The sequence below is a fragment of the Bacillus sp. ChL18 genome (assembly GCF_026241425.1).
Lineage (GTDB): Bacteria > Bacillota > Bacilli > Bacillales > Bacillaceae > Bacillus > Bacillus velezensis.
Genome location: NZ_JAPHWE010000001.1, coordinates 823,957 through 846,324 on the forward strand (window position 1 = coordinate 823,957; position 22,368 = coordinate 846,324).

Consider the following 22,368-nt stretch of genomic DNA (forward strand, 5'->3'; position numbering starts at 1 on the left):
ATTCTGTTTATACATGCTATAATATAATAATACCACGTATGAACAAAGGAGGGCACCCGTATGTCAGAAAAAAAAGAAATCGCCACATTTGCAGGCGGCTGTTTTTGGTGCATGGTGAAGCCGTTTGACGAACAGCCCGGAATTGAAAAGGTGGTGTCCGGCTATACAGGAGGCCATACTGAGAATCCGACTTACGAAGAAGTGTGCAGTGAAACGACCGGACACAGAGAAGCCGTTCAAATCACATTTCAACCTGACATTTATCCGTATGAAAAGCTTGTCGAGGTGTTTTGGCAGCAGATCGACCCGACTGATGCAGGCGGCCAGTTTGCAGACCGCGGAAGTTCATATCGGGCGGCGATATATTACCATAATGATGAACAAAAACATATCGCTGAAGCCTCAAAAAAACAGCTTGAAGAAAGCGGCATATTTAAAAAGCCGATCGAGACAGACATTTTAAAGGCTGAGCCTTTTTATGAAGCGGAAGGCTATCATCAGCACTTTTATAAGAAAAATCCTGATCACTACGGGCGCTACCGTGTAGGTTCCGGACGTCAAGGCTTTCTGGATGAGCATTGGAGGGACAGATAAGATGGCTTTTAATAAAGAAGAAAAAATCAAATCATTAAACCGCATGCAATATGAAGTCACACAAAATAACGGAACGGAGCCGCCGTTTCAAAATGAATTCTGGGATCACAAAGAAGAGGGGCTGTATGTTGATATCGTATCGGGAAAGCCCTTGTTTACTTCTCTGGATAAATTCGATTCTCATTGCGGCTGGCCCAGTTTTACAAAACCGATTGAGGAAGAAGAGGTTGACGAAAAACTGGACACAAGCCACGGGATGATCCGGACGGAAGTGAGAAGCAAAACAGCGGATTCCCACTTAGGCCACGTATTTAATGACGGCCCGGGGCCAAGCGGTCTCCGTTATTGCATTAACTCTGCGGCACTCCGGTTTATTCCGAAAGACAAGCTGAAGGAAGAGGGCTATGAAGCCTGCCTGCATTTATTTGAAAAATAGAGCTCAGCAATGAGGCCTGCCTATCAGACAGGCCTTTTTTCTATGTTTTTTTTTCTTCATGTAATCGTTCAATAATCTTTACGATTGTGTCTTTTGTGATGAGCGGCGCCTGATCGGATTGATATCTGGGGAGATTGACCTTCCGAAATTCCGGATGTTTGGCGGGGTCGGGCAATATCGCGTAAAGATTGCCCCATTCATATAAAGATTCCGTCTCATGAGGAGAGGTCAGTTCTTCATGAAGCTTCTCACCGGGACGTTTTCCCACTTCAACAGCGGCTGGCCGTGGCAGTCCATGCCGGAACGCATATTCCTCAAACCCGTGAAGCAGTTCTTCAAGCCTTAGGGACTCCATTTTAAAAATAAACGTTTCTCCGCCCTTTGTAATCGCCGCAGATTGCAGGGTGAGCGTTGCGGCATCATCAATCGACATAAAAAACCTTGTCATGTTTTTATCCGTAATGGTGAGCGGACCGCCTGCCATCAATTGCTCAAATAAAATAGGAATAACGGAACCGCGTGAACCTAGCACATTGCCGAAGCGGACCGAACAAAATACCGTACCGCGGTTTTGAACATGATGATTCGCCTGATGAAACAGCTTCTCGGACAACAGCTTCGTAGCTCCCATTGTGTTTACCGGGGAAACGGCTTTATCGGTTTTTTAAGATATTTACTGCATTTTGAGGGACTATCAGTGACGGTGAGGTCGAAAACGAAAAATTAAACCTCAGGATAGGGGTGATTTCAAACTGAGCCGGAATTGGCCCTTTTCTTTTTTGTGTCATCGTAACGATAACTTCTTTGAAGACCATTCTTAATAGCGCGTTCTTTTTCTCTGTGCTTGTTTCAATGTGATATTGATCAATTATCTTATTTATGTTGTTTATGACTGTATTACTGTCTATTTCTGATTGCGCTTCTTGGGTTCCATTGAGCTCATGCTTGGCAATTTGGAGTTCTTTAAATGCTTCATCTAAAACAGCTTTTCTTTTCAAAAAAAGTTCATCAGTGTAAATGCCGCTCTCATATTTCTCAAAGATAAAATTCTCTTTGTTTTTTAACTCTTGTTCTTTTTGTGAAAGATGTTCAGACATTTGCTTTTTTGTTTTCACATTACTATTTACGTCTTCGTATTTAGAAATCATTGAAATGATATGTTTTGTTAAAGTCTTATTATCTAAGTTGCTTAAAGAAGAGAGGTAATCCAGAATGGCATTTTCAACATCGTTATATCTCACATAAGTGCATTTATTCTTTTTGCAAGTGAGTGATTTAACGTGATACACACTTTTCGTGCCGTTTTTGTTTTCTCGCGTTCGCCTAGTTTCGTATTTAGATAATGGTTCACCGCACTTAGAACAAGTGCATACGCCTGCCAATTCACTTAATTCCAATGCATTTTTATTAGGCAGCAGGGGGACTTTGTTTGCAATTTTCTCTTGTGATTGTTGAAATTGTTCTTGATCTATTATAGGGGCATGTGCATCCGATACTACAATTTGTTCCTTTTCAGGTCTAATTGTTCGTTTACCGTCTTTTGTTTTTTCTCTAACCTTATATTTAACAGTTCCGATATACGCTTCGTTTTGCAGAATTGCTTTAATTGTGTATTGATTCCAGCGCTTTTTTCCTGATGGAGTCGGTATTTGTAATTTTGTTAAGTGAGAAGCAATCGCTGTATAACTATAATCTTTTCCATTCAACCCATTTAAAAAGATGTTAAAGATGAATTGAACGACTTTTGCTTTTTCTTCGACTGGGACTAGTTTGGATGTTTTTTTGTTTAACCGGTATCCATAAGGCGCTAGCCCGGAAATCCATTTCCCTTGTGCCGCATATGTGTATTTAGCGCCTGTCATACGCTCTCTGGTCATTTCAAATTCTTCTCTGGCCATAAACAATTCAAAACGAATCTGACGCATGTCTGCAGGATTTCGAGGGTCATAAACTTTATATGGTGTAATGATAATCAATCGCTTGCTTTGAAGAAGTGTAACAATTTGTCCCGCATCACTGTAGCTCCCGCGGCTGAGTCTTGTTATTTCTTTAACAGCAATTGCCTGGTACTTGCCTTTCTCGAGGTCTTTAAGACATTCTTTAAAAACAGGGCGACCCTCAATGCTTTCTCCTGACCCGATTTCCATTTTTAATTCATAGGGGATTTCAATCGACTTCAGTATTTTATTCATGAGTTCATTTTGTTCTGTTAGCGTATCTTCGCCTGTTCTTTTTTCCCGCTCCATATCCTGACGAGAGCGTCTAAGATAACCCAAAATATTTGTAATGTTGTAAGAATGAACGATGTTTTTTAACTCCAAAAAATCAGCACCTCCTCTTTATTGTATTTACTGTAAAAAGAGAAGTATTCGTACAATATTCTGTCTGACATTGAATACGAAAACAACCTAATATATTGTAAGGATTGTATTGTTTGAATATTGATCTATTCTAATCGGATTCATTTTTTAATTAAACGCCGACTGTAATTAACAGGGTTTTTATTTTGTTCATTTAATCCTCATATGGCAGCGCTTATGAGCAACTATAACTTGAACACTAAATAAAATAATGGTTTTATCCATAAACAAAGAACTTAAAACGGTGGGGGAAATACCAAAGGAACTTAATATCCCAGACTGGGGTATTCTGAATCTATTTAAGGCAAAAAAAGTGGACAAGCTTTCTTACTCTGAATTGTCAAAGAGGAGGAGAGCAAAAGACTTTGATCTGCTATACGATCTGCATTTCAACAAAATAATGAGCCTAAAAGAAATTGGCCGGAAATATAATTATTCGCCTCCCTACATCCGTCAAGTTTTTAAGGATCAAGGAATTGAGCACTTGGCGTTTAAAAATCAGAATAAGAATTAAAGAAATTAACGGATACGTTAATTCTAAAAACATCTAAGACTGTTTTTGAGAACAGTCTTTTTTATGTAGTAAAAATATCTTAAATTGTGAATGAATATTTGATCACCGTAGCGATTTCTGAACAGTTTCAAATGTAGGACTGCCTTACCTTTTTTAAACTAATTTAATGAAAACAGGAAAAATATTAGTATTTTATGGTATTTTGGTCAATGTGTTGAACAATAAAATTAGGGATAAAGGAGAGTTCAAATTGAAAAGTCTATCTGCTAAAATTCTTTTGATGTTGCTTGCAGCCGTTATAGCCATCCCTACTGTTGGAGCTTCGGCCTCAGAAGTGCAAAAAGCAAGTGTTTCTAAACAGGACGTGCAATTTACTTATAATCCTACCGAGCTTCAAAAACTAGCTAAAGAATACTCAGTCCCACCAGTTAAAGAAAAAGGCATTTTAAATGCTGCTGAAGAATTAAAAGGTCTCGAAAATGGTAACTCACAAGATCAAATGAGTACTATGGGAGCTAAAAGCGCCGCAGCTAAAGAAGCGATTAAGGTTATTAGAGGACTAGCGAATAATGCTTGGGCAAAAGACATTTTAGGTACAATGTTTGGAAAGTCCACGGTAAACAAGATTATTAAAAACACAAACAAAATTTGTAAGGTTCTCGAAGATATAACCGGGGCTCCTAAAGAGGTTGCTGCTATGGCAAGAAAACAAATTCCACCAGCTATTAAAGGTGCAGTTGGCGCAGGAGTTGCTGAAACAATTGGCATGGCAGTAGAATATATCATCCTTGCTGCAGATTATCTTGTTCTTTAAATACTAAAATTAAAGGTGATAACATGACTGGAAATCGTTTTGTAGACTGGTGTAACGAAAATAACCTAAATTCTGAAGACGAAACTTTTCTCGTCCAGTTGTCAGGTGCATTTTGTAATTATGAAAATGATAAAGCGAAAGAAATGAATAAACAACTATTCATTAACCGATACGGTGAAGAGCTTGGAATTAGCTCCATTAAAGGAGATAATCGATCAGAATATGAAGAAATTATTCGTACTTATGAAAAGAATAATTACAAGCAGAACGAAATTAATATAGATGAACTGCTGCAGGCATTATTTGAGACAGAGATGATGTTATCTTTAAAAGAAAAGTTTTGATAAAATCCTAATTGATGTATCATAGGGGTTTAATCAGCCACTATAGGCCACAGAGTCCCTCACACGCTCTGTGGTTTTTTTGTTTAGATTGAATGTATCCAAATAAAAAAAGAAGCCCCAGAGGACTTCAAAATAATTAATTCTTCTCACATGCAAAGTTGTCATTATCCCGATCCATTTTAGATGTATAAGCAGGGTGAGTGCTTGGTACACCATGCGGATATTTCTTTCTCAGCTCTGTGCAGTTTGCAAAGTGTTCTGTTTCTCCAGCAGAAGGGGAGGCTTGTGCAGAGTTAGAAGAGCTGCTTGATGCTGAACTGCTTGAGTTCGATTTATGTGTCTCGGATTGGTGTGTTGTAACTGACTTTTGAGCCGGCTTAGATACACTTACTGATTTCTTCGGTTTCGTTACGCAGCCATTAAATCCTTTATCAGTCGCATATCCATTCTTACTCCAAATCTTCAAGTCTTTATCTTTCGCAGCTTGCTCATCTTTCTTATACGTGTCTAAATACTTCGTGTTTGGCTCATATACATAAGCTACTCGTGCTAATCCTTCTTTAAGCAGTGTTTCTTGTACTGATTTGCCATCTGCATAAACGTAAGCCAGCATTCTGCCATACTTGTCTGTACGATCTCCTTTATCAAACTCCAGTTGAAGTTTTCCCTTGTTAACCAGCTGTTTGTTTCTTGCTGAAGCATCCTCACCATATGGTTGTACGCAAGAGTTTGGGCTCTTAGTTTTAGGCGTGTCAACAAGTAAATAACGAACAGTTTTGACTTCGCCTTTATAGTTAACTTTAATCGTATTCCCATCAACTGTTCTGTTAAGTGTTACATCGACCAGCTTTTTCTTTTTGTCAGAAGCCTTTTTATCCGACGAATCCTTCTTTGAAGCATTTTCGGCTTTTTCATTTTTGTCATTTGATTGAGTGTCTGCCTTTGTCTCTTTTGCATCCTTTTCTTCTTGCTGCGTTGTTTTAGCTTTATCTGAATCTGTTTTATCTGTAGAAGCAGAATCAGATCCACACGCAGCCAAAGAAAAGCTTAGAGATAATGCGCCAATACCTAACAGCCATTTCTTCAATGTAATTCCCCCAATTTGTTTGTTCTGTCTCTATATCGGACAAACCTTCCTAATTATAAATATAAAACCAAAGATTGTAAATTCTGTTTTGGCATTTTAGGACACTCAAATATAGTTATGTGGTAAAATTTAGTGACCTAAACACCTTAGAGGAGGGAAATTTAAATGGAAGAAGGAAAGTTAATTCGCATGACTCTTGACGGGATAAAGGAAGCTGTTTCTAAATACGGAACTTTTCCTATGCTCCAACATGGAGGGCATGTCATGGAAGATGCTGCTTTTCAATTCAGAGACCCAGCAAGTCCTCAAGAAGTTAGCAGTTTAGAAAAAAAGCTTGGGATAACTTTGCCTAATGATTATAAAGAGTTCCTATTCAATCACAATGGTTTGGAAATGTTTAATGGTATTGAGCTTCTTAGTATAGAAGGGATAATTGAATTTAATGAAGTTCAAGACTTCCCTAAGGGATATGTCCTAATTGGGTACCATTATGATGGCAGGTATGTTATTGATGTAAACAAATCAAATAAAGGGTTGGGATATATGTTGCATCTGGATTCAATTGATAATATTGAAGATGCGGTATATTTAGACTCTAACTTTGAGATATGGTTTGACATGTTGGTGTCATCAAACGGAACTAAATACTGGGAAGTAAAGCCTAAAATTAAAGAATATTATAAATATGTTTCAGAATAAAAAGTTTAGATAAGATCAAGTGGAAAGGAGACGTAAATGAAAGTATTTGAAGCAGCCTCGTTCATTTCAGCCGCAGAAAAGCGGGCAAAACAATACGATCAGATTAGAGAACAATTTATCAATCTCAGAAAAGCGTTTCAGGGAATGGCTGACTTAGACGACAGTGAGTTTTCAGGCAAAGGCGCCGACAATATCAAAGCCTTTTTTCAAGACCACGCAGGCGTTACAGACAGCTGGCTTAATCTGATCGATATGAAGATTGCTTTTCTTAACAGTATTTCAGGAAAAGTAGCTGATGCCGGATTGGCCGATTCGTTTGTGGAAGAGTCATTTTTAGAACATGAGCTGATTCATGCGAATAATAAATCAAAAGCCATCATGCAGGAGCAACAGAATGAAATGAGGGATATTCTTAATGAGATAAGCGATATCATTCATCTTGATGTTTTCTCTACAGAGGATGTCGATCAAAAGCTGAATTCAGCAGACAAAAAACGGGATAAGACCATACATAAACTCGGAAAGCTTGATCACGATCTAACGAAAGAATACGCAGAAACCGAGACAAATGAACATTTCATTCAGGCAGATTTTCAACAGCTCCAAAACGCTACGGGCAAAGGAAAAAACGCCACTCCGCTTTACTATAACGCCAAGGCGTACAGAGAAAGTGACATACATAAGAAAAAAGGGGAGATTACAAGACACTCAGATGCTTATTTGACGATTAAGAAGGAAGAAGCGAAAGAGCGGGAAATCAAGGATCTGAAGAAAAAGCTCGCCGATGGAGGAGTAACTGATCCGGATGAATACTTAGAGATTGCGAAGAAGATCGGTTACGAGAACCTTGAACCTTCCCAGCAGCAATTTGTCATTCAGCTTGAACAAGCAAAACAGATGGAAGAAGCCGGAGAAGTGACTTGGGATATTTTAAAAGGAGCCGGCGTTGGTCTCTATGATGTCGGGAAAGACACGGTAACCGGTTTATGGGACTTCATAACCGATCCGGGAGAAACGCTGTCAGCGCTGGGTAACGCAGTACTTCATCCAGTTAAAACATATGATGCTGTTTCAGCAGCTATTGAGGAATCGTATCAAAAAGATATGGTGAACGGAGATGCTTACTCCAGATCAAGATGGGTGACATATGTGGTCGGTTCAGCAGCTGTGGCTGTCGTCGGAACGAAAGGTGCAGGAGCCGTTAACAAAGCTGATGCGGCGGGGAAGGTCATAAACAAGGCAGGACAGGCAGGTAAGAAAATGAAGGATGTTAAACTTCCAGATCTGCTTCCTTATAACTCTAAGTATGATCTTGCTCTGACAGGTGACGTGCCATACAATGTAGTAAATGGTGAAAACCTTAAGAAAGAACTTTTGACTAATGCAAAGAAATTGGATGAAAGCAGAAAGTCATTTACTGGTCAGAAAGTAAATGTCCCTTGGTTAAATAAAGAGAAGTATGAGGCCTATGAAATAGACGGCAAGGTAAAAGTTAAAGGAGAGCCTAGAGATGTAAGCCGTAGAGTATACACAATGAAAGATATTGACCTTAAACAAAAAAATCGTAAAGGCTTTACGAATCTTCAACTGATGAAAAATGGTAATGCTCCGTTTGCTAAAGATGGCACGCAAATAAATTTACATCACTTAATTCAAGAAGAACCTGGTAGTATGCTGGAGATACCTGAAAGCTGGCATAATAAGTACAGTGATGTTTTGCATGGATTAAAAGGGAATGGACAGAGTTTTAGAAATGACCCAGTACTTGATAAACAATATAAAAGTTTCAGAAGAAGGTATTGGAGATGGAGAGCTCAGCAATTTGAGAACCAAGAATAAGAGGTGAAAGTTCAATGGATTATTTGAAAATAAAAACTTTCTTTGATGAAAATAAAGAAAATTCTATTCTCACGGGAGGAGTCACTGAGGAGCGGATTAGAGAAATAGAAGAGGATCTCAATGTAACCCTTCCAGACAGCTATAAGTGGTTTTTAACTGAGTATGGTTCAGGGGGAGCATACGGGACTATGATACTCGGTTATGACTCTCACGGTGCTGAAGTTGTCGAACAGACCAATGAATATAAAAAGTATTATAACCTTTCTGATGGTCTCGTAGTTATCGAATATGTAGATGAATTTTCTTATTGTCTTGATACTAACAAGATGAAAAATGGTGAATGCCCCGTCATTCTTTGGGATAACCAAGAGGGATATGGTAAACAAGTTAGTAGCACATTTCTAGAGTTTTTAATAGAGGAACTAGAAGAAGCGAAAGACGACTGGATTGAGGATGAAGACTGGGACGCTTAAGCAAAAGTATTACACTTGTGTGATCTATAAAAAATGGTTTTATCCAATAAATAAATTTTTGTAAATAATTCAATGGTTTCATTTAATCTGTTATAATCAAACTGTAAAATATAAACTGGTTATAGTGTATTTCTTTAATAAGAAATGCATAAAATAAAAAGAGTATGGTGTTGATCACACCCCGTCAAAAGGCTTACTCGATGCGTTTTCTTAGTAGACCTATCCCTTCAGGTTTTGAGGCTTAAGGGAGGTCTATTTTTTATTTATATATGTCAACAGGGCGATTATAAACGACCCGAATGCAAGCATTAACATTAATGCCTGAAATGGTGACATAAGCATCACCCCCCTTTCTATAGGGAGTGAGCAAGACTCCCTTAAGTGAGCATACTTAATGTACAGGAATCATTTATATGTGGTTAAAAACCCATTCAGTTACTAAAATGAAAAGAACCATGTTAGAATCAGGTTCTTTTTTTGTATTTAAGTTAAATACCTCGCTGGAATTACCGATAAATAACATGTGAAATAATACCAAACAGAAGAAATTTGTTATACAAAGGTGAAGCAAACATATACAAATATGATGCTATACTTGGGCAAAACAGGATAGTGATAGGATGGGACAAATATATTGAAATTCCACTGAATGAACTTCCTTCAAATGAGATTCAAGTTGAAGGACTTGGGAAAAACATGAAAATCATTTACAGCAACGTTGTAAAATTTGAGAGAGGGTGAATGTTATGGAAGGCCTTAATAACTCTTACAACATTACGAAAGACCCTAAGTTTTTAGCATTTTGCAGTTTAGCGACAGAAGGCGCAGCAAGTAATTCGAATCAGCAATGTTCAATTAATTTTGATGAATTTAAAGATGCGCTCGAGAACGGAAAAGTGGTTGATAATCAAAACCTTAAAAGCACTTCAGAATTAAATCACCAGTTCGATTACTGGAAATCCAGAATAACGGGTGGACGAGCTGTAACTGAAACAGATAATCAAGTGCTGGATATCATCAAACAAGCATACAATCTTGGAATGGTGACGAAAGATAATATGCTTTTGAGAAATCAAGCCATTAACGCGTATAAAACATCTATTTAATTTAAAATTAAAGCCCCTTATTCAGGAAGGGGCTTTTGCTTTGCAACTTATTCTTTATGTTTAATCTAAAACCATAAAGTCCTGCACTTTTGTTTCTTCTTCAGGCAAATCAAATTCATTAAGTTTCTTTTTAGTACGGATATCAAAAATCCCCATATAGCCACCAATGCCTTTTTTGTTTTCCTCTTGTGAAATCACATAAAGTTTTTGATCTTTAAACTTTGCATTCATATACGGAAATTTTAAATCGAATTTTTCAAAAGAAAAATCTTTATCGTACTCAAGTAAGCAGGCGTATCCGGATTTATTAATATATGTAACGTAAAATTTACCGCTTTTTTTGTCGTAATACACAGCGTCCGCTTGTTCGAGATCATCAGGATATTTTATGAATTTTGATTTCCATGATCCTTTTTCGATTACAGTTAGTTCATGTTCTGAGCTAGCCACAACATATTTTTCAGAGTGATCAAATACATCTCCATAGGAAGCTAATCCAATCGTTTTAATAATCTCTTCTGTTTTTCTATCAATGACGTACAAAGACATTCCTTGAATGACTTAAATATACTTATCATCGCTTTCTCCCATGGTACTAGGGAGGGCAAAGTCAGGCTATATTTTTTATTGAACTTTTTATCATTTACTTTCAGTTCATTTCCATTGGTGTCGACATTATAGGCTTTTACAGAAATATCTTCTCCTTGATACCAAAAAGCAAATGGATTGGATAATTTATGTTCTTTAATGGTGTTGTTTTTTAATGTGTAATAATATGGTTCATGTTCAGCTAACAAGACGATATCGTCTGAAGAGGGGGTTTTTTTCTGGATATATGGTATATCCGGTACCTTAAAGTATCGTTTATTGAATTTTTCTCCTTGTGATGTGGATATGAGTACGCTTTTCTTGATGAGTGGATTTGAATAGATAAAAAAGATTTTATCCTCGGTTGGATTAATTTTAGAAGTACTTACAGAGTGTTCACCTTTATTTATAAAGAATGCATTGATCTACAATATAACTATTGCACCAATTAGAACTCCTGAAATCCCATATAAAACATAAGACTTTTTCATATAACGCTCCTTATCTTTTACATAAAATAAAAAGACACTTGCAGAATAAATCTGCAAAGCAAATGATTAGTAGCAGACAGTTTTTAATGAGCGGTCAATATCTGCAGGTGTGACCCATTACTGTCTAGGTCGGTTCCTATTGTATTTTTGTATGATTGCCACACAAGTTTAGAGCAATAATATTTTTTTGTATTTTTTTGGTTGCAGCTACTGAATAAGGCTTACCTGTTTTACTACTAGCATATCTCTGAGCCTTTACCTTATCATAGATATCTGCGCCCTTAACATACTGTTTCTTTTTGCTTTTGAATCGCTTACTCCAGTTGTTCTGATAATTCCTTACCCCTTTTCCGGCCCATGCTTCCAAAATTTTGTTATGGACGGGATAAGAAATAAATACGGCGGATCTAAAGCGATCTTACGAGCTGTTTCTTATACATCTGAGAGGCACAGCATTACATAGAGCAGGTTTGACGGGTGGTCACAAATCATAAAATAAAAAGCCCACTCATATGAGTAAGGCTAAATTAATTAATTTTTTAACCTCCGACTGGCCTTTCAGCTATCTGGATGTTAGATGGTGAATCTGTACTCAATTGCGTTAAAGCTACCCCACTTAAAATTACAGTTAAAATAGATACGCAAAGCACAATTTTTTTCATAAGATTCCCTCCACCTGATTCATTTTCTGTTCAGCCCAAATTTTTTCATTGAAAAAGCTTGTTGCTTCTTCAAAAGCACCTATTGATTCAAACCTTTTTGCAGCTATGTAGGACAATTCATCTACACTTTCAAGGTCATTTTGTTGTTTTAAAAACTCAATGTAACGGATGCAATTATTGAAGTTGTTTTTTAATTCACCACAATATAGGTTGTATAGGATGCTAATTTTGGCTTCGTATACCTTATTCTCCATTAATATGAGTCTTTCCTGTGCTTTATTGTAAAAATTAATGGCTTTCATTTTTTCGTCAATTTTAAATAGCTCCTTAATCATCATGAATAAAGAATTTATATAATAATTTGAATTCATCCAAGATTCATTTCCAATAGCTTTTTCGAGAGATTTAATGCACTTATCAGGTTTGTCCCAATCAGAATACACGATACTAAGGTTGTGATATAACTGAGCTTCCAAATATTCATCCTTTGTTTCTTGCGCAATGTCTATTGCTTCTAAATAATATGTTTCTGACTCTTCAAACCGTTTCATATCGGAATAGTTTGCAGCCGCAATCATTGTTGAAGTTGCCAGTTTGCATTTATAGTCAGGGTGTCGCTTATATATTGCAATTGCATTCTTGATATAGTGTTGTGCCACAATGCTTTGTTTAACAAGAGTGTATAAGTAGGAGACCTTGGAGTAGAATTCAGCTGCTTCAATTTCATCCGGAATTTCTGCAAGCTTTTTCTCAGCTAATCCATATAAGTTAATTGCTCGATCATAATTTTTGTTGTATGCCTCGTACATTGCTTCGAATAAATAAAAGTTATATTCCAATTTATCGTTCGTTCTTTTTATGAAATTTTCATTCTCTTCAGTGAAATAAGTGTGCTTTTGTAAAGGCTCTCCGCGTGAAGAGTGCAACAACATTTTGTGTCTTTCTTCTAATAAACTGTAATATGCAAGAACTTCTTGATCCTCTTCCATATCATCGAACAGGCTTTTAATCTCTGAGTAATATTTTATTGACTCATGTACCTTTTGTTTCTTTATAGCAATGTACCAATCATTCAGTGTAGTAGCAACAACTTCTGAAGCGATCTTGCTCATCCAAACCCCTCTTTCTGAAAATTTCAAAAATCCTTTGGGGATAATCATAACATAGTCATTGAAAAAATTGTAAAAGGATGTAGAGATTTTGGGATTTTCTAATTTGAAAAAACGAAAAAAATACCCTCCTCGTTAGAGAAGGATACGTGTTCAGTTTGCTGTTGCTTTTAGTAAGGCAAGCCATTCAAAAGTGATGAATATTCAAGGCGGGAGTAAGGGAAATTAACAAAAAAATGTGAGGGAATGTAGATGAAACGATTTATCTTGGTTATACCTTTATTGGCTGCTGTTATTGTCTCTCCAACTCAAATGAAAGCAAGTCCAATGCCTTGTAGTGCAGTACTCGAACCGGTAAATCAAAAACTGAAAAATGCGAAGGGTGCGGCACTAATCTATAAAGTGCAGTTATACCCGCCAAGTGCTGCGAGAACGAATATGAGTATTCTTGCTGTCCACCTTCCTCAACCATCTTCTTATGGAAGCTACGACGGTTATGAAGGATTTGCCTCCAAAACAGGGAAGATCAGTTGGCGATTTAAACTATATCCGACTCCCGAGGGAGAGAGTCCTAATTGGGCTGGAAGGATTGATTCTATATCAGCTGAAATGACAAATGTTAAAGTGCAAGTACGCCTTTCAAATTCTAAGACACAAAAGTTGGGGCCGAGTGTATTAACAAACAATATCCAATCTTGCTATTAGAAATGTAGAGCTCTTATCAAAGAGAGCAATGCGACTGGATCTTTTGTAAATTGTCAAAAAGGTAATTGATCGAGAAATTCTGGTAAAAAATGATGAAGAGTCCATTAAGGTGGAATGTCTTAAGTCAATTCATCATTTGACAGAAGAGAGCCGGGTAGCTAAAAAAAGGCAAAGAGTCAACGCTCTTTACCATCAGGTGTTTTCCTTAAGCGGTCTGCAATATGCTTAATTAAATTCAGCGCAGCAGTCACTAATCCAATAACTAAAACAATTTCAAGTAAGAGGATAAATCCAAAATTTAAACCGCGGCTTTCAAAGTAATCATCGGTAAAAAAGAGCAATTGATAAATCCCAAGCATTAGCACAATAAAGGAAGCGCCTATAATCGCCAGAGACTTTTTAGAGAACTCCTTAGTATGGTTAAAATTATAAACCAATAAGAACAAAAATAGACAAGCCATGGCGATCTTATGAGTCAATGAATCACTTGCTGAGAACCCTTGCACAAGTAAGGAGATAATTAATCCGGTCATTCCGATTATTTTATTCATGATTTCACCTTCATTAGATAAGTATGATCTGGTGTCAGCTTACCAATTAAAGGTGATATTCTCAACATAATGCAGTTTAAAGTTAACTTAAAATCGTAATTTTAAGAACAAATTTAGAGTGGATCATGACATGCTGTTTATTATGCTGTAAACAAACGCAACAATAAATAATGGATAAGAGATAACAGCAATTAGTTTTGAAGATTTGCTCTTTTTTTCAAATGTGTATATTAGTGCAAATCCTAAAAAGAATATTGTGACAAACCAAGAAGAATAGGATGGGTACAATGCAATAAGTAAGACAATAAGAGTGGATAACGCAAAAGAAGAGTCAAGTGTTATTTTCTGATCGTTTTTCAAATAAACCGCCTTCTTACACATATTCCCCCATATAAAAACACTTAAACATTATATTAAGTCAGCATGATTAAATGATAAACATTTTAAGTAAAGAACAAGATAAAGCAATCCGGCATTTCAAGGACAAGCTGAACATATCCTTAGTTAATTTAAACTGCTTAGAGATAAGCAAAATGATTAAGCGGAAAGGCTGTATAGACTTATAGAACCTTATATAAACATTAGATCGCTTAAAGAAGGTGATGTGGTTGATCAGCCAATTGAATATTTCATGATGCAATTATGCGGTTCTATAGTGGTGAAGACCTCGCCGTGTTCCATTTGTCTAGGGGGAATTTGTTTAAATTCATAAACATGAGGCGTTTTAGTCTGTCATTTCCTAAAATAGTGTTTTATTCTTGTTACAAATATGCAAGAAGGGCGGTTTGAACTTGTATAGAGTGTTTATAATGCTATTAATTTTGTTATGTATAACATTAGGGTGTCAAAACCAACATAGCAAACATTTTATGGAGGCTGAGCAAACTATGGTCGGCTATGTCATTTTAAAAAGAGAGAATCAAGCAATTCTCATACCTAATGAAAAAGCTGATGTTAAAGACTATGAAAATCTTAGTGAAAAAGAGATTATTGAAAAGTATAGATCGGATATAGTTTTACTGGGGCTTAGTCAACTTAACAATAAAGATGACTTGAGCAAAGGACAAAAAATTCGTATTTGGTATAAAAAATTAAATGAATCTTCACCTCCAAAAACAAACATCTCAAAGTTTGAAAGTATTTAGTACATCTCTTTAATTCCTAGGAATACCGCTGCAAATCTGAAGCGGCATATTAAACAGAAATAATGTCTTCAAACCTCATCTCATTCTTTATTCGCGGTGGCTTATTCCTGCCCCGAGATTTATTTGACGATTGTTGACTCAGGTGCAGAGAAGGCATATGTCAAGAACACATTTTGAATTACTGGGCACCTTGAATAAAGCCAGCATTCCCATATTTATATGCGAAGAGATCGGTACTGAATGCTGGACAAAGAAAAAAGTTAACCATACATATTATTTGAACAAGCTTTCCGAGGCTTTGATAAAGAAAGAACAGTCAAGAGACGAACCATTACATACATATAATACTCCTGTGAAAGCGGGGGTGTAGTTTTGGAACCTTACCAACGTTATGAGGAATTAAAGAAGAAAACAATAAAGGTTGTCCATAAAGATAATTACAGTATCCGCTATATAGATCAGGATGAAGCGAGTAATGACTTAGATGAATTTTATAAACAATTTGCTCAGCATTTATTGGATGCTGCTTTGGAAAGGAGTGCAGAGTAAGCTTCTTTTTTTGATTTATTTGTAGTAAGTATCTTAATAAACGGCTTTATCGGTACTGATATTAATCACATGTGTCACTTCTTGCAGCAAAGCGGCTTCTGCGACATTTTGTCCGCCGATAAGGTTGGTTTGAATGGCTTCAAAGGGATTATCCTCACATGTCGGAACCTGCTTCAGCGCAGCTGTGTGAAAGACAATATCAACACCTTTCATCACTTGGTTGACTCTTCTGTAGTCACGAACATCGCCGAGCACAAACGACAGTCTTTGTTCATCCGCGTATTTTTGTTTCATCACATATTGTTTGCTGTCATCTTTGCTGAACACAATAACTTCTTTAGGGGTTAAGAGCAAAAGGCGTTTTACTATTTGGCTTCCGATTGATCCTGTTCCGCCTGTGACGAGAACAGTTTTATCGTGAAAAAACGGTTGTAGCTCTACTGCTTGCTGTTTAGGCATGGCTTATCCTCCAACTCTCGTTTTTCTACCATGCATCATATGTTGAACAATTTCAGCGAGTTAATGAAAGAAACCAATAAATCAAAAATTAGAGAAAAACATTAATCTGATGCGCTTTCATATCGCTTTACCCGATTAATAGAATAGAAATCACAAATAAAACATTGTACTAAATATTCATCGAGAATATTTGTCCACGTCAATTTTTTCTCTCCATAAATCCTCACATACGGACAATCTTCACAAAAACTTAACACTGAACTTCCTGTATGTATTTTACAATTAGAGTGCACGTTCATAAAAGGAGGATGGAAAATGAATCATTCAAAAACACTTTTGTTAACCGCGGCAGCCGGATTGATGCTCACATGCGGTGCGGTTTCTTCCCAGGCCAAGCATAAGCTGTCTGATCCTTATCATTTTACAGTGAATGCGGCGGCGGAAACAGAGCCGGTTGATACAGCCGGTGATGCAGCTGATGATCCTGCGATTTGGCTGGACTCCAAGAATCCTCAGAACAGCAAATTGATCACAACCAATAAAAAATCAGGCTTAGTCGTGTACAGCCTAGAGGGAAAGATGCTTCATTCCTATCATACCGGGAAGCTGAACAATGTTGATATCCGCTATGATTTTCCGTTGAACGGAAAAAAAGTCGATATTGCGGCGGCATCCAATCGGTCTGAAGGAAAGAATACCATTGAGATTTACGCCATTGACGGGAAAAACGGCACATTACAAAGCATTACGGACCCAGACCGCCCGATTGCGTCAGCAATTGATGAAGTATACGGTTTCAGTTTGTACCACAGTCAAAAAACAGGAAAATATTACGCGATGGTGACAGGGAAAGAAGGCGAATTTGAACAATACGAATTAAATGCGGATAAAAATGGATACATATCCGGCAAAAAGGTAAGGGCGTTTAAAATGAATTCTCAGACAGAAGGGATGGCAGCAGACGATGAATACGGCAGTCTTTTTATCGCAGAAGAAGATGAGGCCATCTGGAAGTTCAGCGCTGAGCCGGACGGCGGCAGTAACGGAACGGTGATCGATCGTGCAGACGGCAGGCATTTAACCCCTGATATTGAAGGACTGACGATTTACTACGCTGCTGACGGGAAAGGTTATCTGCTTGCATCAAGCCAGGGTAACAGCAGCTACGCGATTTATGAAAGACAGGGACAGAACAAATATGTTGCGGACTTTCAGATAACAGACGGGCCTGAAACAGACGGCACAAGCGATACAGACGGAATTGACGTTCTGGGTTTCGGGCTGGGGTCTGAATATCCGTTCGGCCTTTTTGTCGCACAGGACGGAGAAAATATAGATCACGGCCAAAAGGCCAATCAAAATTTTAAAATGGTGCCATGGGAAAGAATCGCTGATAAAATCGGCTTTCACCCGCAGGTCAATAAACAGGTTGACCCGAGAAAACTGACTGACAGAAGCAGAAAATAAACATAAAAAAAGCAGCTTATCCAAGCTGCTTTTTGATGTGAAGAGCGTTTCATGAGAAAGTCTTGGAACGGATAGCCGTAAGCACAGCCGGCAGCCGGTCATACGTGTACGCCGGTACTGTCTCTTGATAATTAAGCGCCGCGATTTGTTTACGTTCACCCGGGTTTGTCATATAAAAATGGATCTTATCCGCAAAATCCGCAAGCCCGCTGTAAGAAACAAAGGATGAAAACGGGGGCGCGGGAGAAAGGTCTGTCAGCTGAAAGGCCTGACAAGCCGCAATGTCTAAGCTTCTCGTATTTAAACTGATATTTTCGATGCCGCGTCCGTTCTGATTGAGCGCAAACCGATAAGAACGGTGAGGGTTTAAGACCACGTCTGCGCTGTTGTAATATAATGCGGCACGTTCGGGTGCAATCCATTCATCCATTACGAGCACATTTTGCTGCCTGGCGATTTTTTTAGGCAGATGTCTGCGCCATCCCTTCCCGATAATACGAAGCGTATACGGAAGCTTCGCCGCTGCTTTCACCAGTTCAACGCGATTCGGATACGGGTATCCGATCAGAAGGAGATTTGTGTGAAGAGAAGCTTCAGCAGGTTGTTTCTTAAAAAGCCGCTGATTAACGGGGATCGGGACATAATATACGTGCTGTAAGCTCATTTGCCGGTAAGCATCAAGCGCGTTTTGTTCTATCGTCAAAACGGCATCGGCGAAAGGGGCGATTGTCATGCTCACATCGAAATAAAAAGGATCCTCCGTCATCCATAGATAAACGGGAATCTGTTCTGTCTTCAGCCATTGAAGCCATTCAGACGGAATTCGGTCTCCCGTCATCATCAGACTGATGTCTGGTTTGAATGCCCGTATACTGCGGATGGTATCTTCCTCAAACTCAGAAACAGAAAAAAAGCGGACGGAAGACTGTAAAAAGCCTTCCTCGATCCAGCGGTCAAAATACGTGTATATGCCTTTATATTCTGAACGGATATATAAAACGTTCATATGCTGTTACGAAGTGAACGTGACACTTTCAACTTTGTCGACGTCAAGCAATGTTGTAGCAGAGCCTGCCGGTGTAACGGAATTTTCCTGTGTAACAAAAACGATTCCGTGAATTTCGTCAAAGGCAACAAATTGAACCGGGCCGATCATGTCTCCTGAATCCATCACAATGCTGATGACAGTGCCGGGCTGGATTCTTGCAAAAATCCATCTCGCCGCTAATGAAATACCGCTCCCCAATACAGATTGTGCGCTGAGACTGTCTTTCGCCGCTGCTTCATCTACTTTTGCATCAATTGCCGATTCCAATAATTCTTTTACGCTGTTTTTCACGTTATCTCCTCCATCTGTACCGCCAGATAAAGCGCTGTTGTCAAATACAGGGGCTAAAAGAGTCTTCAATAAGTTCTTTTTAAGCTCCAAACGATCCTCGCTCATGCGGACATACACCTCCTTTAACAATTTCAACCTCACGTTTATTCATATTCCTGATTGAAGAGATTGGTATAAGTCGAATGCCGTTTTGCTTGTGTTTTTTTCAATATTTAATCAAACAGCTGAATTTTCGAATCAGGCTTTGTTTGCCTATGCGGATTGTAAGAGTATGACATACGTTGTATAGATTAAAAAATGAAGGAGAGGAATATTTTGGATTTAGGAGAAGCTGTAAAACATGGGGGTTTTGAGGAGGAATTTCAGCTCGTACTGCTTCTTCTTCTTTTGTTATCCCGTCAGCCGTCCGGAGATCATTCAGATTTGCGGCGTCAGCTTGTAATGGCAAAAGAGCTTGGGGTTCCTGTATCACGCGTCAATCTGATTAACGGCAGCACACTGCAAAACGTAATAGTCAAAGAAGTGCTGTCAGATTTGGCCGTTTTTCAAAATCCGCTCAATAATACGAGATCAAACGTCGCGATTTCAAGCATCGTCAGCTGGGGTGCTTTTTAATAACGGATATCAGGATCTGTCTCTTTCGGAGCCGTTTTTTACGTTTTACAGAAGGGGTGATGGGATGGAAAAGAAGATCTCAATTATCTTAACGAGTTACAACAAACCGGATCTTGTGAAACAGGCGATTGAAAGTGTTTTGCATCAGACCTACAGCAATTGGGAGCTGTTTGTGATGGATGATCATTCAAATGAAGAAACCTCGGCTGCCATCAGTACGTATATAAAAGATCCTCGCATATATTATGACAACAGTTTTATCAATCCTGCCGAACGGCTGAAGTCGACCCGGTATGCCGTTTTGATTAATGATGCGCTTTCACGGGCTAAAGGCGAATACATCACTTATTTGACAGACGACACCGTATTTCATCCTGATAGGCTCAGCCGCATGGCGGAAGCGCTTAATCAATGCAGCGAGTTTGATGCCGTCTATTCCAGCCAGAAGGTGATACATGTAAACGGGCGTGGAACAGAACAATTCCACTTCTATCGTTTTGCTGAAGAGGTGCTTGATCAGGCCGCTTTTCTCGTTGATCACTGTTCAGTGATGCACCGGAGATCATTGCTTGAGCGTGTGAAAGAGAAGTTCGGCAGCTTTTGGGACGAAGATGTTATGCATTGGAATCACGGAGACTCTGTTTTTTGGAGCAGGCTCAACACATTTACATCATTTCTGCCGATAAAAGAAGTGTTGGATACGACCTATAAAACACCTCACTCATTTCAGAACACGTATCAATCGCTTCCGTCTGTCCTGATCGATGGGTCTTTTGTAAAAGGGACGGACCAGAAAGTATATCAGCTTGACCGAAATAAAAGGAAGCCTGTAAACGAGCGCTGGCATACGTTATATGAAGGCCGAACCGTCGTCATTCCGGATCCGTTTTTATTTCAATATGAGGAAGAGAACTCCGGCAGTATTCCGAATTTTCAGCTCGTCAGGGATCAGTTTCATGTTTATTTTATAGAAGACGGGGAGAAAAGGCTGGTTGATCATAGCGCATTTCGCTTTTACCGATTTAAACGGCATGACATCCCGGCTTTAGAACGGGACGAAATACAAGCGCTTCCGGACGGTCCGCCGATCAGCCGGGGGACATCGGGCTGTATTCAACATCTGCCCGGGAGAATGCTGTTTCGCATTGAACGGGACTTTTATGTTTATTTGAGAGGGGTTCTCCATCCGATCAGTCATGACGTAGCGAAACGCTTTTTTGCGAATCAGAAGGCGATGCCCATTTCCTTTCAGCAAATTAAACAATTACCAATTGGAATGCCGTTCTATCCGGTGTACGATGAAATTATGAGAAATCTCAATATAACAAAAGGTTGAGAGATGCAGTTGGATGTGTAAGGAAAAGGAGAGCTTTTATGACCGATCAATTTGATAAAACCGAGAAGCAGTATATAGAGCTTACTTCCGGCATTCAGAGGTTCGAGCATTTCAGTGTATATACGGACCCTTTTTTGCCGCAGATTTTTTCGCATAACTTTGTTCAGCTGCACCGTACATTTCCGTTAGACAAACTGCTGCCGTTTTTTTCGTCCGTTCCGGGCATGCTTCAAGCCAATTATATTCATGTGAAAGCGGCTCCGGAGCACGCGTTTCCGCTTCTTCTGAAACAAACTCTGGTAAAGCAGGGCTGCGTAGTGGAAGATGAGCTGTTTTTTGCAAGGAAACTGGAAAATGGGGACCTGCAGCCCGGACACCCGCTCACTGCTTGGGGAACGGAAAAAAGCCTCGCCGACGGGTCGTCTATTATGAACATCTATGATGCCCTTTACATTGGCGAGGCGGCGGCCGAACAAAAGCTTGAGCGGAAATATCCTTTGTATAAGGACGGAACGGTTATGCTTGTCGTGTGCTACAGCGACGCCTCGCAAACGATTCCGATCGGCTGCGGAGAGCTTTTCATCAACAAAGCAGATAAAACCGCAAAAATAGAAGAAGTCGCAATTCTGGATCAATTCCAACGAAAAGGCTACGGATCGATATTGATGAATGAGCTGATGGCGGCGGCAAAGCTGAACGGCATGGAAACCGTATACCTTGTGACGTCCGGGATGGACGGTGTAAACCGCTTTTATGAAAAACTCGGCTTCAAAAGATTTCGGCGCGTGCATACAATTTTTCATTATTTTCTTACATAGTTGGGCATTCGCATAAACCAATTGGGAGTTGGCCCGCATACAATGCCGTATATCGTAAGAAGAAAGGATGATTTGCGTATGTACGGATACGGATATGGCTACGGTTGCGGAAGTTTTGGCTATGGTTACGGGCACGGCGGCTGCGGAGGCGGAACCAGCACTTTTGTGCTGATCGTGGTATTGTTTATTTTATTAATCATCGTCGGTGCGGCTTTTATTTGTTAGACTGAAAAAAATCCTATAATGAAAATCAGTCTGCAGAGAACAT

General features: G+C 38.8%; 25 protein-coding genes and 5 pseudogenes. 18 read left to right on the forward strand and 12 right to left on the reverse strand.

The genetic code is table 11. From position 1 onward, the window contains the following. Positions 1-60: 60 nt before the first annotated feature. Together msrA and msrB are read left to right on the forward strand one after the other, a co-directional pair. Positions 61-594 (forward strand): peptide-methionine (S)-S-oxide reductase MsrA, encoded by a 534-nt coding sequence (gene msrA, locus OQ477_RS04320; RefSeq protein WP_265971532.1) that lies wholly within the window; start codon positions 61-63, stop codon positions 592-594. A gap of 1 nt (position 595) precedes the next feature. Further along, positions 596-1,030 carry a peptide-methionine (R)-S-oxide reductase MsrB gene (msrB, locus tag OQ477_RS04325; protein ID WP_007409536.1) on the forward strand — a complete coding sequence of 145 codons (435 nt, stop codon included), beginning with the start codon at positions 596-598 and terminating at the stop codon, positions 1,028-1,030. Between the two features lie 40 nt (positions 1,031-1,070). Here msrB and OQ477_RS04330 read toward each other — a convergent pair. Beyond that, positions 1,071-1,691: pseudogene (locus tag OQ477_RS04330) on the reverse strand (polysaccharide biosynthesis protein); the annotation flags it as partial. After that, positions 1,667-3,351 (reverse strand): annotated as a pseudogene (locus OQ477_RS04335) (recombinase family protein). The pseudogenes OQ477_RS04330 and OQ477_RS04335, both read right to left, overlap by 25 nt. Before the next feature lie 803 nt (positions 3,352-4,154). Between OQ477_RS04335 and OQ477_RS04340 the strand changes: the two are divergent. Then, positions 4,155-4,718, forward strand: a complete 564-nt coding sequence (locus tag OQ477_RS04340; protein ID WP_265971533.1) for a hypothetical protein — start codon at positions 4,155-4,157, stop codon at positions 4,716-4,718. A gap of 23 nt (positions 4,719-4,741) precedes the next feature. Next, on the forward strand, positions 4,742-5,062 hold the full coding sequence (locus OQ477_RS04345) for a hypothetical protein (protein ID WP_021493967.1): 321 nt from the start codon (positions 4,742-4,744) through the stop codon (positions 5,060-5,062). A gap of 136 nt (positions 5,063-5,198) precedes the next feature. Here the strand turns inward: OQ477_RS04345 and OQ477_RS04350 are convergent, their stop codons facing one another. Further along, positions 5,199-6,149: a thermonuclease family protein gene (locus OQ477_RS04350; RefSeq protein WP_265971536.1), complete on the reverse strand. Its 951-nt coding sequence runs from the start codon at positions 6,147-6,149 to the stop codon at positions 5,199-5,201. Positions 6,150-6,413: 264 nt separating this feature from the next. Here OQ477_RS04350 and OQ477_RS04355 point away from each other — a divergent pair, with 264 nt between their 5' ends. The 3 genes from OQ477_RS04355 to OQ477_RS04365 are packed head-to-tail and all read left to right on the forward strand — an operon-like array spanning position 6,414 to position 9,160. Next, the gene (locus OQ477_RS04355; protein WP_265972417.1) at positions 6,414-6,848 is read left to right on the forward strand and encodes an SMI1/KNR4 family protein; all 435 of its coding nucleotides are present in this window, start codon (positions 6,414-6,416) and stop codon (positions 6,846-6,848) included. A gap of 36 nt (positions 6,849-6,884) precedes the next feature. Then, entirely contained in the window at positions 6,885-8,687 is a 1,803-nt protein-coding gene (locus tag OQ477_RS04360; RefSeq protein ID WP_265971537.1) for a T7SS effector LXG polymorphic toxin, read from the forward strand. A gap of 14 nt (positions 8,688-8,701) precedes the next feature. Continuing rightward, positions 8,702-9,160, forward strand: a complete 459-nt coding sequence (locus OQ477_RS04365) for an SMI1/KNR4 family protein (protein ID WP_265971538.1) — start codon at positions 8,702-8,704, stop codon at positions 9,158-9,160. Positions 9,161-9,412: 252 nt separating this feature from the next. Here the strand turns inward: OQ477_RS04365 and OQ477_RS04370 are convergent, their stop codons facing one another. Continuing rightward, positions 9,413-9,502, reverse strand: a complete 90-nt coding sequence (locus OQ477_RS04370) for a putative holin-like toxin (protein WP_265972418.1) — start codon at positions 9,500-9,502, stop codon at positions 9,413-9,415. Positions 9,503-9,906: 404 nt separating this feature from the next. Between OQ477_RS04370 and OQ477_RS04375 the strand changes: the two genes are divergently transcribed. Further along, positions 9,907-10,266: a hypothetical protein gene (locus tag OQ477_RS04375; protein WP_265971540.1), complete on the forward strand. Its 360-nt coding sequence runs from the start codon at positions 9,907-9,909 to the stop codon at positions 10,264-10,266. A 60-nt stretch (positions 10,267-10,326) separates the two neighbouring features. Here the strand turns inward: OQ477_RS04375 and OQ477_RS04380 are convergent. Further along, positions 10,327-11,345 (reverse strand): annotated as a pseudogene (locus OQ477_RS04380) (hypothetical protein). Between the two features lie 370 nt (positions 11,346-11,715). On the opposite strand from OQ477_RS04380, the pseudogene OQ477_RS04385 reads away from it, so the two are divergent. Then, positions 11,716-11,839: pseudogene (locus tag OQ477_RS04385) on the forward strand (DNA polymerase); the annotation flags it as partial. A 45-nt stretch (positions 11,840-11,884) separates the two neighbouring features. On the opposite strand, the gene OQ477_RS04390 reads toward OQ477_RS04385, so the two are convergent. After that, positions 11,885-12,007: a PhrK family phosphatase-inhibitory pheromone gene (locus OQ477_RS04390; protein WP_021493942.1), complete on the reverse strand. Its 123-nt coding sequence runs from the start codon at positions 12,005-12,007 to the stop codon at positions 11,885-11,887. After that, positions 12,004-13,119 (reverse strand): Rap family tetratricopeptide repeat protein, encoded by a 1,116-nt coding sequence (locus OQ477_RS04395; RefSeq protein WP_265971541.1) that lies wholly within the window; start codon positions 13,117-13,119, stop codon positions 12,004-12,006. The genes OQ477_RS04390 and OQ477_RS04395 overlap by 4 nt, the downstream gene beginning before the upstream one ends. Positions 13,120-13,368: 249 nt before the next feature. Between OQ477_RS04395 and OQ477_RS04400 the strand changes: the two genes are divergently transcribed. Next, positions 13,369-13,821, forward strand: coding sequence for a hypothetical protein (locus OQ477_RS04400; protein WP_265971542.1), 453 nt, complete (start codon positions 13,369-13,371; stop codon positions 13,819-13,821). Between the two features lie 176 nt (positions 13,822-13,997). Here the strand turns inward: OQ477_RS04400 and OQ477_RS04405 are convergent, their stop codons facing one another. Further along, positions 13,998-14,372 (reverse strand): YoqO family protein, encoded by a 375-nt coding sequence (locus OQ477_RS04405; protein ID WP_007407921.1) that lies wholly within the window; start codon positions 14,370-14,372, stop codon positions 13,998-14,000. A gap of 123 nt (positions 14,373-14,495) precedes the next feature. Continuing rightward, positions 14,496-14,732, reverse strand: a complete 237-nt coding sequence (locus OQ477_RS04410; protein ID WP_007407922.1) for a hypothetical protein — start codon at positions 14,730-14,732, stop codon at positions 14,496-14,498. A 440-nt stretch (positions 14,733-15,172) separates the two neighbouring features. Here OQ477_RS04410 and OQ477_RS04415 point away from each other — a divergent pair, with 440 nt between their 5' ends. The 3 genes and pseudogenes from OQ477_RS04415 to sprB all read left to right on the forward strand — a co-directional run bounded on the left by OQ477_RS04415 (position 15,173) and on the right by sprB (position 16,066). Further along, positions 15,173-15,517: a DUF3221 domain-containing protein gene (locus OQ477_RS04415; RefSeq protein WP_265972419.1), complete on the forward strand. Its 345-nt coding sequence runs from the start codon at positions 15,173-15,175 to the stop codon at positions 15,515-15,517. Positions 15,518-15,707: 190 nt separating this feature from the next. After that, a pseudogene (locus OQ477_RS04420) lies at positions 15,708-15,887 on the forward strand (hypothetical protein); the annotation flags it as partial. 2 nt (positions 15,888-15,889) lie between these two features. Continuing rightward, positions 15,890-16,066 (forward strand): recombination directionality factor SprB, encoded by a 177-nt coding sequence (gene sprB / locus OQ477_RS04425; RefSeq protein ID WP_265971543.1) that lies wholly within the window; start codon positions 15,890-15,892, stop codon positions 16,064-16,066. Between the two features lie 33 nt (positions 16,067-16,099). Here sprB and OQ477_RS04430 read toward each other — a convergent pair whose 3' ends face one another. Next, the gene (locus OQ477_RS04430) at positions 16,100-16,525 is read right to left on the reverse strand and encodes an SDR family NAD(P)-dependent oxidoreductase (protein ID WP_003153663.1); all 426 of its coding nucleotides are present in this window, start codon (positions 16,523-16,525) and stop codon (positions 16,100-16,102) included. Positions 16,526-16,840: 315 nt separating this feature from the next. Here OQ477_RS04430 and phyC point away from each other — a divergent pair, with 315 nt between their 5' ends. Then, positions 16,841-17,992 (forward strand): 3-phytase, encoded by a 1,152-nt coding sequence (phyC, locus tag OQ477_RS04435; protein WP_265971544.1) that lies wholly within the window; start codon positions 16,841-16,843, stop codon positions 17,990-17,992. Between the two features lie 49 nt (positions 17,993-18,041). Here the strand turns inward: phyC and OQ477_RS04440 are convergent, their stop codons facing one another. Further along, positions 18,042-18,998 (reverse strand): CgeB family protein, encoded by a 957-nt coding sequence (locus tag OQ477_RS04440; RefSeq protein WP_265971545.1) that lies wholly within the window; start codon positions 18,996-18,998, stop codon positions 18,042-18,044. A gap of 6 nt (positions 18,999-19,004) precedes the next feature. Beyond that, entirely contained in the window at positions 19,005-19,436 is a 432-nt protein-coding gene (locus OQ477_RS04445) for a hypothetical protein (RefSeq protein WP_029326144.1), read from the reverse strand. Between the two features lie 210 nt (positions 19,437-19,646). Here OQ477_RS04445 and cgeC point away from each other — a divergent pair, with 210 nt between their 5' ends. The 4 genes from cgeC to OQ477_RS04465 all read left to right on the forward strand — a co-directional run bounded on the left by cgeC (position 19,647) and on the right by OQ477_RS04465 (position 22,325). Beyond that, positions 19,647-19,946, forward strand: coding sequence for a spore maturation protein CgeC (gene cgeC, locus OQ477_RS04450; RefSeq protein WP_323054496.1), 300 nt, complete (start codon positions 19,647-19,649; stop codon positions 19,944-19,946). Between the two features lie 64 nt (positions 19,947-20,010). After that, positions 20,011-21,282 (forward strand): glycosyltransferase family 2 protein, encoded by a 1,272-nt coding sequence (locus OQ477_RS04455; protein WP_265971548.1) that lies wholly within the window; start codon positions 20,011-20,013, stop codon positions 21,280-21,282. A 38-nt stretch (positions 21,283-21,320) separates the two neighbouring features. Beyond that, on the forward strand, positions 21,321-22,100 hold the full coding sequence (locus OQ477_RS04460) for a GNAT family N-acetyltransferase (protein WP_110124204.1): 780 nt from the start codon (positions 21,321-21,323) through the stop codon (positions 22,098-22,100). A 78-nt stretch (positions 22,101-22,178) separates the two neighbouring features. Further along, positions 22,179-22,325 carry a YjcZ family sporulation protein gene (locus OQ477_RS04465; protein ID WP_014418145.1) on the forward strand — a complete coding sequence of 49 codons (147 nt, stop codon included), beginning with the start codon at positions 22,179-22,181 and terminating at the stop codon, positions 22,323-22,325. Positions 22,326-22,368: the final 43 nt, after the last annotated feature.

Excerpts from the sequence above, each read along its gene's own strand:
- OQ477_RS04390 (WP_021493942.1), bottom strand. The coding sequence starts at position 12,007 with ATGAAAAAAATTGTGCTTTGCGTATCTATTTTAACTGTAATTTTAAGT.
- msrB (WP_007409536.1), top strand. The coding sequence starts at position 596 with ATGGCTTTTAATAAAGAAGAAAAAATCAAATCATTAAACCGCATGCAA.
- OQ477_RS04455 (WP_265971548.1), top strand. The coding sequence starts at position 20,011 with ATGGAAAAGAAGATCTCAATTATCTTAACGAGTTACAACAAACCGGAT.
- OQ477_RS04445 (WP_029326144.1), bottom strand. The coding sequence starts at position 19,436 with ATGAGCGAGGATCGTTTGGAGCTTAAAAAGAACTTATTGAAGACTCTT.
- OQ477_RS04355 (WP_265972417.1), top strand. The coding sequence starts at position 6,414 with ATGGAAGATGCTGCTTTTCAATTCAGAGACCCAGCAAGTCCTCAAGAA.
- OQ477_RS04430 (WP_003153663.1), bottom strand. The coding sequence starts at position 16,525 with ATGCCTAAACAGCAAGCAGTAGAGCTACAACCGTTTTTTCACGATAAA.
- OQ477_RS04440 (WP_265971545.1), bottom strand. The coding sequence starts at position 18,998 with ATGAACGTTTTATATATCCGTTCAGAATATAAAGGCATATACACGTAT.
- msrA (WP_265971532.1), top strand. The coding sequence starts at position 61 with ATGTCAGAAAAAAAAGAAATCGCCACATTTGCAGGCGGCTGTTTTTGG.
- OQ477_RS04360 (WP_265971537.1), top strand. The coding sequence starts at position 6,885 with ATGAAAGTATTTGAAGCAGCCTCGTTCATTTCAGCCGCAGAAAAGCGG.
- OQ477_RS04365 (WP_265971538.1), top strand. The coding sequence starts at position 8,702 with ATGGATTATTTGAAAATAAAAACTTTCTTTGATGAAAATAAAGAAAAT.
- OQ477_RS04405 (WP_007407921.1), bottom strand. The coding sequence starts at position 14,372 with ATGAATAAAATAATCGGAATGACCGGATTAATTATCTCCTTACTTGTG.
- OQ477_RS04400 (WP_265971542.1), top strand. The coding sequence starts at position 13,369 with ATGAAACGATTTATCTTGGTTATACCTTTATTGGCTGCTGTTATTGTC.
- OQ477_RS04465 (WP_014418145.1), top strand. The coding sequence starts at position 22,179 with ATGTACGGATACGGATATGGCTACGGTTGCGGAAGTTTTGGCTATGGT.
- OQ477_RS04375 (WP_265971540.1), top strand. The coding sequence starts at position 9,907 with ATGGAAGGCCTTAATAACTCTTACAACATTACGAAAGACCCTAAGTTT.
- OQ477_RS04395 (WP_265971541.1), bottom strand. The coding sequence starts at position 13,119 with ATGAGCAAGATCGCTTCAGAAGTTGTTGCTACTACACTGAATGATTGG.
- OQ477_RS04370 (WP_265972418.1), bottom strand. The coding sequence starts at position 9,502 with ATGCTTATGTCACCATTTCAGGCATTAATGTTAATGCTTGCATTCGGG.
- OQ477_RS04345 (WP_021493967.1), top strand. The coding sequence starts at position 4,742 with ATGACTGGAAATCGTTTTGTAGACTGGTGTAACGAAAATAACCTAAAT.
- OQ477_RS04460 (WP_110124204.1), top strand. The coding sequence starts at position 21,321 with ATGACCGATCAATTTGATAAAACCGAGAAGCAGTATATAGAGCTTACT.
- phyC (WP_265971544.1), top strand. The coding sequence starts at position 16,841 with ATGAATCATTCAAAAACACTTTTGTTAACCGCGGCAGCCGGATTGATG.